Source organism: Mycobacterium sp. NGS40 (genome assembly GCF_059812735.1).
The window spans coordinates 27,847-40,675 of record NZ_JCALDG010000020.1; the positions used below are offsets into that span (position 1 = coordinate 27,847).

The 12,829-nt window shown below is 62.5% G+C and carries 11 protein-coding genes; 3 read left to right on the forward strand and 8 right to left on the reverse strand.

Annotated elements, in window-relative coordinates:
- Window positions 1-152 precede the first annotated feature (152 nt).
- The 8 genes from AC5Y5O_RS24990 to AC5Y5O_RS25025 all read right to left on the reverse strand — a co-directional run bounded on the left by AC5Y5O_RS24990 (window position 153) and on the right by AC5Y5O_RS25025 (window position 10,794).
- On the reverse strand, window positions 153-1,001 hold the full coding sequence (locus tag AC5Y5O_RS24990; RefSeq protein WP_061559465.1) for a class I SAM-dependent methyltransferase: 849 nt from the start codon (window positions 999-1,001) through the stop codon (window positions 153-155).
- Between the two features lie 158 nt (window positions 1,002-1,159).
- On the reverse strand, window positions 1,160-2,941 hold the full coding sequence (locus AC5Y5O_RS24995; RefSeq protein ID WP_500027887.1) for an AAA family ATPase: 1,782 nt from the start codon (window positions 2,939-2,941) through the stop codon (window positions 1,160-1,162).
- Between the two features lie 20 nt (window positions 2,942-2,961).
- On the reverse strand, window positions 2,962-5,082 hold the full coding sequence (locus AC5Y5O_RS25000) for a hypothetical protein (RefSeq protein ID WP_061559467.1): 2,121 nt from the start codon (window positions 5,080-5,082) through the stop codon (window positions 2,962-2,964).
- Window positions 5,079-7,850 (reverse strand): ATP-binding protein, encoded by a 2,772-nt coding sequence (locus tag AC5Y5O_RS25005; protein WP_239723509.1) that lies wholly within the window; start codon window positions 7,848-7,850, stop codon window positions 5,079-5,081. The genes AC5Y5O_RS25000 and AC5Y5O_RS25005 overlap by 4 nt, the downstream gene beginning before the upstream one ends.
- Window positions 7,851-7,987: 137 nt before the next feature.
- Window positions 7,988-8,305 (reverse strand): hypothetical protein, encoded by a 318-nt coding sequence (locus AC5Y5O_RS25010; RefSeq protein ID WP_082811600.1) that lies wholly within the window; start codon window positions 8,303-8,305, stop codon window positions 7,988-7,990.
- Between the two features lie 35 nt (window positions 8,306-8,340).
- Entirely contained in the window at window positions 8,341-9,327 is a 987-nt protein-coding gene (locus AC5Y5O_RS25015) for a conjugal transfer protein (protein WP_082811601.1), read from the reverse strand.
- On the reverse strand, window positions 9,275-10,351 hold the full coding sequence (locus tag AC5Y5O_RS25020; protein ID WP_061559469.1) for a hypothetical protein: 1,077 nt from the start codon (window positions 10,349-10,351) through the stop codon (window positions 9,275-9,277). The genes AC5Y5O_RS25015 and AC5Y5O_RS25020 overlap by 53 nt, the downstream gene beginning before the upstream one ends.
- Complete coding sequence (locus AC5Y5O_RS25025; RefSeq protein ID WP_061559470.1) at window positions 10,348-10,794, reverse strand: hypothetical protein; 447 nt, start codon at window positions 10,792-10,794, stop codon at window positions 10,348-10,350. The genes AC5Y5O_RS25020 and AC5Y5O_RS25025 overlap by 4 nt, the downstream gene beginning before the upstream one ends.
- Before the next feature lie 130 nt (window positions 10,795-10,924).
- On the opposite strand from AC5Y5O_RS25025, the gene AC5Y5O_RS25030 reads away from it, so the two are divergent.
- From AC5Y5O_RS25030 to AC5Y5O_RS25040, 3 genes are read left to right on the forward strand one after another with little or no spacing between them, the layout of a single operon-like run.
- Window positions 10,925-11,308 carry a helix-turn-helix domain-containing protein gene (locus tag AC5Y5O_RS25030; protein WP_139043415.1) on the forward strand — a complete coding sequence of 128 codons (384 nt, stop codon included), beginning with the start codon at window positions 10,925-10,927 and terminating at the stop codon, window positions 11,306-11,308.
- Complete coding sequence (locus AC5Y5O_RS25035; protein ID WP_061559472.1) at window positions 11,298-12,152, forward strand: hypothetical protein; 855 nt, start codon at window positions 11,298-11,300, stop codon at window positions 12,150-12,152. Before AC5Y5O_RS25030 ends, AC5Y5O_RS25035 begins: the two co-directional genes overlap by 11 nt.
- Before the next feature lie 10 nt (window positions 12,153-12,162).
- Entirely contained in the window at window positions 12,163-12,774 is a 612-nt protein-coding gene (locus AC5Y5O_RS25040) for a hypothetical protein (RefSeq protein ID WP_061559473.1), read from the forward strand.
- Window positions 12,775-12,829 lie beyond the last annotated feature (55 nt).

A 12,829-nucleotide genomic window follows, 5' to 3' on the forward strand; every position in this document is an offset into this window, starting at 1 on the left:
CGATGGCGCAGGCGTACTGACAAGCAGGTGACGCACCCTTCCAGCTTCTCGAATTCACTGATGTCGACGATTTAGGGATCAAAGCGAGACCGACGTCAACATTCGCGAACAAACGGCGCCAAGATCTGCTTTCAAAACCAATTGGGTCAGGATCAACGGTCGCCCGTCGTGCTTTTGAAGCGCAGCACATAAAGCGGCATGCGCCAGCGGGCAGGAATCAGCCGCCCTTGGTAAATTGCGCGCAGCAGCCAACCCTGAAGGCCCCGGCCCGGCGGCATCCGCACGGCCTGAGACGAGGCGACACCATCGATGTGGGTGGCGAGGGCTGCGGCGTCTTTAGCGGATATGCCAGACTGTATGGGCGGAGCTATGTATCGCTCTTTGGTCAACACGTCTCGCCTGGCGCCGACGGTCTTGACCTTCATACGCGCAAACCAGTCCGGTGCGGCATCGAAAACTAAGGTGCCGCCGGGGAATTGACGGGCGCAGTCGCTGATGAGCTTATAGACGGTGGTCTCGTCGAAATACATGAACAGTCCTTCGGCCACGATGATGGGGCTCGACTCGGAAGGCACCAAGTTCATCCAGCTTCGGTCGAACGCCGATCCCGCGAACTTGATGATGTGCTGCTCGCCTGGGAGCAGCTGCTCTCGCAACGCAACAATCGGCGCCAGGTCCACCGTGATCCACGTTGCCGCCGGCCTCCCCAACCGCCAGTAGCTGGTTTGCAGGCCCTCGCCGAGAGCGACCACGGTGGCCTTCGGGTGCGATTCGAGGAAGGTGCGTACGACGCTGTCAAACGCGTGAGCGCGCATCGAAACGACCTGTGATGCAACACCGAAACGTTGCCGGTAGGGATAGTCGATGTGCTCGATCAGCTCTACTGCGAGAGGATCGTCGACTGTCCTATCGGGACGCAGTGCCTCACTACCTCGGTTCCACAGTGTCCACAAGGCGGTTTCACTGATACCGGTGAGGTGTTTCGGTTCGATCTTGTCCATCAGTGCGCCCCGAGGGGACTGGCGGCTTTAGCCGTCGGGGTCACCGGCTGGTGGCTGCTGGTGCTAGGCGATCCAGCTGGTGGCTGGTGTCGGTCGACTGCATCTCGAGTATCAATGTGGCCCACGACGATCCGCATTTCAGTAGCCACGGTGTTGGCTCACGGCGTGACAAGCTCAAGGGCCGCCAGGACGTCAGTGAGGGCAGCGTCCATGTCTGGCAGCGTAATCGTGCTAATGCTGCTCAGATCGGCGGTGAGCAAGTCCACCGTCGGATCGGCTGCGATGCGGGCCTTGGCTTTGCGCAATGCTTGTTCGATGACGGTCCGCGCGAACCGGCCGTTGGCGGCGACATCGATGAGCATGTGCGGATCACCGGGACGTGTACTTGGCGTGTTGCATAGCCATTCAGCGGTGCTGCTGAACCGCGAAAGAGCAGTAGATTCGACGGCCACATGGAACCGTGCTGCGAACAGCTCAGCGATGCGTACCAGGTCGTCGGTGTCGCAGGAGGTGAATTCGAGCTGGAACGGAAATCGTGACCGCAGACCGGGGTTGGCGCTCAAAAGCCGGTTCATTGGGCTGGCATAGCCGGCCATGGCGATCATGGTGTCGTGGCGATGGTCCTCGGCGAATTTCATGATGACGTCAACGGCGATGTGGCCGAAATCGCGCTCGTTATCCGGTTTGTAGAGCTCGGGTGCCTCGTCGATGAACAGTGCACAGCCCCTGGCAGCTTCCAGGATCGCCGATGTCCTCTTCTCAGTGCCACCGATGTGCTCGTCGACAAGATCCTTGCGTGAGACTTCGATGAATTCTGGCGATTCCAGGATGCCCAGGCCGAAATACATCTCGCAAATAAGCCGTGCTATAGACGTTTTCGCGGTTCCCGGCGGGCCGACCAAAGTCATGTGCAAGGTGTCGCGCTCCCCGATCTGGACACCACGCTCGATCATCTTCTGGTCATACACCTTGACGAATTTGAGTTCCTTGACATGCTCTTTGACGCGGCGGAGCCCGATGAATTCGTCGAGTTCACGTTCGGCGCGCTGCAGCACACGTACGGCTTCTTTGCGTTGCTCGGCTCTGCGCAGGTCGGCCACGCTGGGTCCGGAGTCGGGGTCCCACCGATTGGACCGGGCTGCAATCACGTCTGGGGTCGTGACGGTGACGCCGTAGCCGGTGTCATCGAGCGCGGCGGCGGCGTCTGGGCGCAGTTGACCGTCTACGCTGGCTGCGCTGAATTCTTTGCGGGCGGCGGCCTCGTCCCCCAACGCGCGGTGGCACAAGCCGCGGTATAGGGCCGCCTCGGCCAGCAGGTGCGAGGTATCGATCCCGCTCTGGTCGAGTTTGGACCGTTCGGCTTGGGTCACGACGGACGCCAGCGTGGCCAGCGCCGCCTCGAACTGTCCCAGCCCGGTTTGGGCGATGCCTTTGAGCAGTCGTGTGGCGGCCTCCACGATCCCACCGCTGCCCGACGATGGCTGCGAGGTCCACGTCAACAAGTCGGGCCAGCGGCGCGTCAGGAAAAACATTGCGGCCCCGACGAATCGGTGTATCTGCGCCTGACTGGGCTCGACGGTGAGGTCGACCTCGTCGAGAATTTTCTCCGCCCGGTCGTAGTCGCCTTGGCTAACTAGTGTCGCCGCGTAGGCCAGGGTGATCCCGGTCGGGGTGTGTGGGTAAAGATCAATGAGGAAGGGCGTAGACACTGTTGGCGCCAATGCCGAATCTGTGAGGCCAATCCGACGCGTTTCGCGGTGCAGAGTCGAGAGTGCATCATAGGCGCCGCGCAGGGTGTTAAGGCTGACGTCACCCGCGACAGCCAGCCCCATCCATGCGTCGCACATGCCGGGATCCATGTCGGTGGCCTGCGTGAAGGCTTCTCGCGCTCCCGCGTGATCGGTCCCGGCCCCACCGAGGCCCAGGCGGCTAATTCCCATGTCGAAATAGTCACGGGCACTCACTGATGATCATCCCTTGCTCGTGGTCGAGGCGGTGACGGAAATTCTACGGCCGACTCAGACCTCTCGATCGGTTGCTGCTGCTCAGATGATGTATCCAGTGGAAGGTCAGGATCCTCATCAGGGGTTGCGGGCTGGGGCGCCTGATGGCGCCCCACACCCAGGGCGGGTCGGCGCTGATGGCTCGGCAGCGCTGGCAGCCCATCTGAAGCTGCCATCGGCGGCTCGTCACCTTGGTCAGGTCTGAATGGCTGGCCGTCGCTGTTCGCGTCGCCTTGTTGAGCGCCGGTGTCTGAGCCGTCGCGGTGGTGATGTCGGCGGATGTGCTGGACGGTCTTTTCGGTGACGACGGCGGGAATCACGATCTCTGGCGCGGCGGCCGCGGCGGCGCCTTCTGCTGCTGTCGCGCCGGCGCCTTCTGCTGCTGCCGCCGCGGCATGTTCACCGGCGCTCGCCGCCGCCTCGCTTGCCCCTGCCTTTTCTGCTGCCATCCGGCTGGTGGTGGCCCGCGTGCGGGTCGCCATGGTCTCCTCCTCGTCGCGCACCCGGCTGGGCCGAGGCTTGATCGCATCAAAACCCGGCGCCGTGGTGTCGGCATCTGCCTCGGAACTATCGTCGTCGCCGGCGCTGTCGCTATCGCCGCGGCGCGCAACCCCGCGAAACAGCCCGCGCGCTTTGCGTCCCGCCTCAGCGTAGTCGTTGTATTCGTCGCGCACAGCACCGCTTGTGGAGTGCCACGCCCCACTGATGTGGTGGGCGATCGTGCCCAAACTGTCTGTGTAGAAATGCTTGTCGATGTAGTGGAACAAAAAGATGCCCACGACCGAACCCAGGCTCACCAATAACAGTCGCGGCACCACCGTGGCGCCGCCATGCCCGAGTTGCGGGGTGGTCAGCGCCCAGCCCATCCCGACTGCACTCAACGCCAAAAAGACGGTGAAGATCATCATCTCGACGCCATGCAAGAGCACCTGCGACACGCAGCGCATCGCGAATTTTTTGCCGCGGTGCCAACCGCTCATGCCGACCATCGCCGCGGGCACCACAACGATGCAGTAATAGGTGGCTTTGGCACCGACCAGCAACGTGCTCACGCCGACATACCAGATGAAAAGGCCGATCCAAAACGCGGCGAACAGGAACACCAGTCCCAGCACGAAGTCGTTGGCGCCCAATTGTTGGGCGTGGGCCAACGCTTGGGGTGCACCACATCCGGCCATCGCGTGCGCAGGTCCAGGTCCTTGGCTGTGCGCGGCCAAGATGGCCTGCGTCCAGGCCTGGCGACAGGTGCCCACATCGTCGACGACCATGCCGAAGTTTTGTAGCTGGAGAGCGGGGCGCGCCGTCGATGACACCAGCTGCGCCAGCAGGGCATCGAGCTGGGTATCCAGTGACTGGCCCGGAGCATACGAGCTCTGGCGGGCGTCCTGGGCGATCTGAAAGCCTGTGGCTCGCCCCATCCCCAAAAGGCCGTGATCGCTGACTAGATCGTCGATGGGGTCACGAAAGACCGTCCACACCAGTGCGGATAGCACTGCGGCGGTGCCCAGCAGGTTGCGCGCCTGGGCCGGCTGGCCGCGCTGGTGGTGATACCCCGCCAACACCACACAAACCGCGACTGCCAACGGCCCCAGCCACATCTGATTGACGAGCGTGTTCACCGTGGCGAAAACGGGCCGCCCGATTTGGACAAGAGCGACTAGCCACGAGCTCGACATTGCAAATCGCAACAGCCACAACGCGATCCCGATCGAGAACACCACAAGGGCAGCTTCATTGGTCAACCACCACGCCGCGGTGCTATGTGAGATCGCGGTTTGGGTGGCTGTGACGATCCAGGATCCCCACGATTCGGGATCGAACGCGCTGACGTGTTGGCCGTTGTTGAATGTGGCTTCGGTGGTGTCGACCATCGAGAGGAAGTAGTCAGCGATCGGCACGTTATCCAAGTCATGCAGCCCCGTCCACCCCAGCGCAGCGGCACCCACTGCTGCCGAGGCTTTGGGTGCGGCCACCACGGCCCACAGACACAGGACGTAGACACCGGTCATCGCGCCGATTACCCGGCGCAACCGCGGATGCTCCAGCAGCCAGACTGCCAGGGAATCGCTGGCGTTCATGCCATCACTGCCGCGGTGCTGTCGAATGCGCGTGCCTGCTCTTCGGTTGGCGCGCCGAAGAATTGAACGCGTGCTGGACGTCCGAGCTCGTCGACCAAGAATCCTTCCCCGAGTCGGGCACGATCGACCGCCCCGGCTTCGGTGACATAGCCGCCCCACTCCCCGCGATCAGAGAACATGTCTTCATCCGCGGTGGAGCCAGGACTGGTGTCCTCGCTTAGTGCGCTGACAAACTCGGGATACATGTCTGGGTCGATGCGCGCCCACTTCAGTGTTGCGTAGGCCAGTTGGGGGTCTTGCACGCGAAAGATCCATTTTTGCGTGACAAACTCATCCCCCATGCGGGCAAGGTCTCTGAAATCTTGTGTGATAAACCAGATTCCGCTTGCGTGCTTGCGGCCCCGGCGAGTGAACTTGTGCGCAATGCGTGCCGTGGTGGGAAACGCAAGCAGTTCGGCGCACTCCTCGAAGATCATGACGTCGAATACGTCGAGACGATCGAACATGTATCGCTGCTCTAGTTCAATGAGCAGGCCATAGATTGCCATGCCGGCGCGCTGGGTCCCCGAGAGTTTCGCGTAAAGATCGGCATTGGTGAGATCCTCGGTACTAGGCAGGCCCAGGTTGCCGGTCAGGTAGACCGTCGCCGGGGAGTCTTCCGGGCGGTAAGGCGGCAAGTGGTCGTCGAAAAGCCCGGGAAAATCCTCCTGAGCTGTCTCCAAGCGCAACAGCAGCTCGTCGTTGTCGGCGTCAGGCTGCGAGCGCAGATAGTCCAGCAGCGCGCGGTGGCTCGAAATCCCGTTACTGGCACGGTTTTCCGGCCGCACCAATCGTCGGTACCGCTTGGCGAGCAGGCTGTCGTACGAGAGCCCAATCCAGGGCAAAATATGGGCGGCCGCGATGCGCCCGGCGAGGTGAGCGGGGAAGATCACCAGCGGGTCATACAGGTACTGCGGCGTGGTCGGGTCGATGAAGCGCACACCCTCGATCGGTGTGAGGGCCCGCTTCCATTCGGCGATCGTGTCAGGCTCGAACACCACAACACGCCCGCCACGCAGGATCAGTTCATGCGCCGACAGTTTGGTGCGGTTAGATTTCCCGCCGCCGGGATCCCCGACGACGGCCAGCCCGGTGTTCTTGTTTCGACGCGCAGTTCCCTCGGGATCGTGCAGGATGATCGCCGGCCGCATCGAAGTTTGGTCGATGGCCAGCGCACTGCCTTTAACGTTGCCCACCCGCCCTGAAATCAGTGGCAAAAACAGCGACCACTTGTGTGCGCTGGTGGGATTGCGAAATTCGTCGAGCGGGCAGGTGTTTTCACTTCCGGTGTTGAATGCCTTCCACAGCAACGCCTGAGCGCCGCGATGGCGTTTGACAGCGATACCGACTGTGTCGAGCTCTTGGCGGACCTGCTTGACCGCATCCTCGAGGATCTGTGGTGAGTCGGCCCCGACCGCGATCACCACCGTATGGTCGAGCTCGCGTTCGGCGGGATTACCGTTGAGATGCGATGTGTAGGCCCGCGTGCGCGCCAGTTTCCGTGGCAATTCGTCATTTTCAGCGCCGCGATGACCTCGCTGACGCATCTGGTCTTTGATGTTTTTGGTGTGGCGGAAATTTCGGGCTTGCGCATCTTGAGGTGTGCGGATGTAAATATGCTGGGTCCACTCGATACTGGCCTGAGTGTTCACATTGAGCAGTGCATTCAGATACGACGCGCGCGGAAACGCCAGCCCCGTCTCGGGGAAGTGCTCGACGGTCAAAAACGACTGGTAGCTCGATCCGCGGCCGGGGTCGTGGGGATCGTAGACGCGAACCAAGGCTTTGAAACTGGGTCGCCACCATGGCCGCTCGGCGTTGTCGCCCTCGTCGAACGCGATGCGCGGAAAATCACGAGCATCCAGTGAGGACGGTCCAGTATTGGTCGGCGGCATCGGCTCATGGATGACGCCGAGCATGGCGCGATGCCGCCGATACCAAAGGATTTGCGCGGGGCTAGCCGCGCGAATGTGGAACTCATCAGGTAAGGAGCCACAGATCTGGCGGGCAACGCTGGCGTAGTGGTGAATCGATGTGCTCGAGTCTTTGTCACGCCCGCTGACCCAATCCCAGGCCCGCTTGCCCTGTCCGAGCGGTGTGCGTCCCGCAGTGCCCGCGTCGACAGGCACCGTTAGCCAAAACCGTGGGCGCACGGGCCCGCGGTATCCCTTGGTGATCCACTTGTTCGCTTTGGCGATGATTGGCACCCAATGCTTGCACTGGCCAATCCATGTCGACTTGTTGGTGTGCGCACCTACCATGGCCCGCAAGATGGCGTTTTGGTCCTCGGCAACCAGTAGTCCACGTACGTGCGATCCCGAGGGCAGGTAGCGCCCCAAGTTGCGGGTCAGTCTGGCGGCTCGCCGGTGGACGTCAAGTGAGCGCATATTGACCGACAAGCCATCGATCAAGAACTCGGCGTAAACACCCCCGGAAGTGAAGACCAGATTTCCCTCGACACGTTCGGGAGGGTCAAAACTGGAGTCGACACGCAACTGCCTCTCCGAACCACGAGCCTGCGAGGTGCAAAGATGTGGTGGACGAATACTGTTGCGGGCAAACACCAGACGCGCCGAAAGAGAAGGACGGCCTTTGGGCAACAGCAACCGCATCAACCCAACGGTCACCACACAAAGCACCACCCCGACGGCGAGGACCGGAAGGGTGGTTCCGGCGGGCTGGCTGTCAACCCACAGCAGCGTGGGTCCCCCGATCGCGGCAATGGCCACCCATTCCACCCCGCGGTAGGGGCCGCCGGGCCATTCTTGGCCGGGAGCAGCTTCCCCGATCTGGATGTCGATGTCACGGATGCCCGACCACGCTTCGGCCTTTTCGACCGGCCGTGGTGGGGCGACCGGGGCTGTGGTCACCATCCGCGGGTATTGGAGTGGCCAACGCTGCCGGGCAGGTGCTCAAATTCTTGATTACCGCGCTGATAGAGCCCCACGATGTGGACCACGACGACCGCAAGAGCCACGCCGCCGGCGATCGCCGACATCGCGGCGCCCGTGCCGCGCTTGTGATGGTCTCTCATACCGCGCACAATGCCGCTGCCCAGAAAGTATGTGCCGCCGACTGCGATGATGATGTAGAGCACTTCGTGACTCATGTTGATCACGCCGGCCCCGGCAGCCACGTTCGTGGTGTGGGTAGCCAATGCCTGCGACGATAACTGGCCAATCATGATGAATCCCTCTTTCTCCCAATGTGATCGATGAGTTAGTGCGGTCCGACCGCCGTCGTGGGGACCGGTGTGGGCGTCGCGCCGCCCAATACAGGAAGTGCGTCGATCTGGGCGACAAACCAGGTTCCGCCCACCGACCGCAACGTCAACGAGTACGACAGCGATACGAGGGTGTAATCGGATCTGCGCGCCGAAACATCGATGTGCGTGGCTAATTCGTTGTTATCGGAGGGGGCATCGGGTGGAAGGTTGTCGGCCTCAGCGGCAGTCACCGTGGCCGAGGAGTAGGACCCTACGGCCGTGATGCCCGAGTCGGTGGTGATAAACCGTTCCAGTCCACCCGAGGTGGTCAAAAACGACGTCGCAAACCCAGACAGCATCGTGAAAAGCGGGCTGTTGGCAGCGATAGGTGCTGAATATCCCAGCGGCACATAGGCTCCCGGAGGGGGCATATCGACTCTGCTGATCCGATCGAGTGCCTGTATACCCTTATCTCGGTATACCGCCACCGGCAGCTGGTAGAACGCCGTCGTCGGCGGCGCCGACGGGTAGGGCTGCTCGTCGATTTGAACCTTCACGCTGTAGAGCACGATGTCATTAGAGGAGGTCTTGCGCTTAGATGCCCACGCCGCTGGGTTCGACACTGTCATCGACGATGTTTTCGGCAGTTCGTACTTTTGGCCGCCGGGAAAGCAGCGCGTCAAATTCGAAGCGCCCGAGGCGGTTCCGACAAGTAGCCCTTTGACACAGCTCACGGCGAAAGCCTTCACGGGATCGGTCTCGTTGATCACGTCGCGGACCACCGCCGCCACGGGTGGCGGTTCGGGCGGAAAGATAAACCGCCACAGCAAGGCGATACCGTTGATGGACGAACTGGCCACAAGAATCGCAAGAGCGACACGGCCGGCGCTGTGACCCAGCACCGTGAGGCGCTTCTTCCATACGTTGCTGATTCTCACCACATCGTCCTTATGTCGCCTTGTGCCCAATGATTTTGATGCTCGACACCGCGAACGTCCCATCACTGGGATCGGTGTCGTGTCCTGACCCAAAGCCGGTCGGGTCAGGGCCGCTGGTCGGTTGGGGGCCGCCGGTCGTCGGGGCGGGCCCACCCAAGATCCCGCCGAACGGTCCGCCGTCTGGCGCCGACGCGCTGGGCTGAGGAGCCGCGACCGGCCGGCTGGTTTGACGAATAATCACAGTGATTTTCGAGGCGCTCACCCCGGAAATCGGTTTGACCGCTTCACCGTGAACATTTCCTGTGTCCTGGTCGACAACCGTGTGCGCCGTGTCATTGAACTGCCATTGCAGCAACGTGACCACACGATGCTGTAGCCATGGATCACCACCGGACCCTTGGGCCGCGGCCGTATCCCCAGGCACGATGCTGACCGCAGTGATCACATACGCACGCTCGATTCCAGCGGGCCCGAGCGTGATGTAGAGCGGTTGGCCGTCCGTGTGCCGCACGCAAATCCACGGCGATGGCTTGTCGGGATCGGCAATAGATTTCGCCGATGTTGAGGCGCCCGCGGGGCAGTCGGAGGACGCCGTAAATGGCAGTGGGTGATCGCCGCCGTCAGCTGGCGCCGGTGCTGGCGCTATCGCCATAGTTGGTGCGACGCTCGACTTGATGGGATGCTGGCGTGGACTCGGAGAAGCATCATCAGGACCCGACAGTGAGACCCCCAGCGTGGTAATGACCGTCGCCAACATCACCACCGCAGCAAACGCCCCCAGCACCCACGGCGTGTATCTGCGCGTGCGCTGCCCCGTCGCCTCCAAATCGGCATCCACACAGGGGCTTTCGTCATCTGTCGGCTCGACGCTGTCGCCATCATCGTCGAAAGCACCCGCAGGCTCGTCGGCACTGTCGTCCTCGCCGACGGGTGGGGCGCCGTTGTCGCTGCTCGCGCCGTCGTCATCGGAGGTTTCATCGACTGCCTCGTCGACCGAGACGCACTCGTCGTCGTGGTCGTGTGCTGCATCGGCGTCTAGATCCACCCCAATTTGACGCAGCCATTGCTGATCAGAAACCGAGCTCATGGCCGCCGCCGACCCGAACGGTGCCCCGTCGCCCGACGCGGCGTGAATTTGCGCCGGTGATGGTACGCGGCCGGCAACCGCTGCACACGCGGCAATGCCGCCGCCGAAACATGGACATAGCCGTCATCGCGATCAGAAGCCAAGCCGGTGTCCTCACCGCGCACCACATACATCCGTTCGCGATGAGCAATCACCGGCGGCAGCAATGCCGATAGCGCCGCCTGCGGTGAGGCTTGGGGAACGGGCCGGCTCCACGCCTGCATGAGACGCTCATCGTCAGCGGCCTGGCGAGCGCGGTGTGCGCGTATCAACGCGACCGCGCCCCACACGCATCCCGCCACTACCAGCAACGGTATGAGTTTGATCAACAGTTCGACGATCGCCAACATGATCGCGGCGATGACGGTCATCAGCGCTGCGCCCGCCGCCACAAGCCCCTTCATCGCAATGCCCCTTCGTCGTTCTCGGCGCCGCTAGATCGGTGGGCGCCTATGCACGCAACCGTAAGCTGAAATAGGCGAGTCTGTCCACACTGTTAGACGACAATGGTTGCGTTTAGGTAGTTTCGTGGGCGTGAATGCACCTAATGATGGGCCAGCGCGCCTCGACCACTTCGTCGCCGAACGGTTGGCGGTCCTGCACATGTCCCGTGTCGAACTGGCCCGCCGCGGCGGACCCAACCGCTCGACACTGCACAAATCCAGCAACGGCTCACGCACCATGTCGGTAGCCACGCTGGTCCGCCTCGATGAGGCCCTGGGCTGGGCCCACGGGTCCTCAAAGGCGATCCTTGCCGGCGGGGTCCCAGCCACACCGCCACCCCAAGACACCCACGTACGCACCGTCTTGCAGGCCGTCGAAGGCCTCGTCGAGCAATGCCACTCAATCCTGGCCGACGCCCGTCAGTTGCTCAACGAACTCCTAGCAAGCCGGGACCCCGCCGAGCATGCCCGCTGACATCTTCGACGACCAACGCCGAGCCTGGATAGCTGCACACGCCGGGATATTCGTCTTCCAAAAGCGTCGCGCCGAACTACTCGCCAAGAAAATTCGCGCCCGCACACGCAGCGATGTCGGTGCCCGACCCGACCCACACGACGACGTCGTCGCCCTCCCGTTCCCGATGCGCTCCCCCACCTCGGCCAGCGGATCATTCGAAGCCGCACTGGTATTAACCTGTGCGACCATCGCGCCGCTGGGCTGGCTGGCAGGCAAACTCACTTACCTACTAATCGTCACGCTCATCCCCGAGCGGCTGCGCGCTTACCCGATCCCGGCACTACTCTGGGGCGCCGCGCTGGCAGCACTGCCGCTGCCGTTCTATAACCCTTCCCCGAGTCTCTGGGGCCAGCTGATCATCCCGTGGCTTCTGGTCCAACTGCCCGCGACCCTGCTCACCGCAGCCGTCTACGGCGTCCTCGAAGGCTGGTTGGCCGTGGAAGGATCCAGCGACTGGTGGCCACTGACACCCGAAGCTGTCGACGTTGACGATGACCTCATTCTCGGGCCGACGCTACCAATGACCACGGTCTTAGACCCGCCACCCGAACCTGGCCCATCACGGCGCATCCCGCCATCCCTGCACGCACGCCGACGAACCCCACCACCTATCCGCTGGGCCCCCATCCTCAGCGGAGCCGCGATCATCGCGGCGATCGCCAGTTGGTGTCTAATATGCGCAATCAGCGCCCTGCTGGGCTCCACCAACCAACACTTCGAACCGGTCAACTCAGAGGCGGTCTCGCAAAATTCGACGAATGAGCAGGAGACAGTCGCGTCGCGGGGGGTAGTTGGTGCGTAGCCTAAACCTTGTGCCCGACACCGTGAATGACAAAGACCGCGATCTCGGCGCCGTGCTCGAGCTGCTACACCGCGGCGAGGATGCATTCACAACGGTTCGAGCAACCTATCGGATCTGGCGCCACGACGAGCGGTTAGCGGCGGCGTTTCACGCCGACATCGAAGAGCAGAAGAGCCGCGGCGCATCGATTGCGACGGTCTCGTCGCGGCGAAGCGGCCCACCCGCCCCGGCCGAGCACGAGGAGATCCTTCGGATCTGGTGTCACGGAGATCGCATCCGCCAGGAACACGAAAGCGGCGACTGGCGCGACGGTGCCTACGGAGTCCGCCGCGGCGACCTATGGTGGTCCTGGAACTCCCACCTGGGAACTTTGAGCAATCAGGACGATCCGAAGCTTGGCAGCGGTATCGGCAAGGAAGTCTCTGTCATGCTCGATCCCACTCCACTGCTGAGTGCCATGAACTTCGCAGCCATTGGCCGCTCGACAATCGCGGGGCGCGCCACACTCACAGCCGACGCAACAGCGCGCCCGCCGGATTCACGTACCGGATTGCGATCCTTGGGGCTTCACCAACTCGGCACCGGTGCGGACCACTACACGCTTGAAATCGACCTCGAATGAGGAGTTCTCCTTGAATCCGTCGCTTCCGTGAAGCCAAGCCTTTCAAGCGGATCAC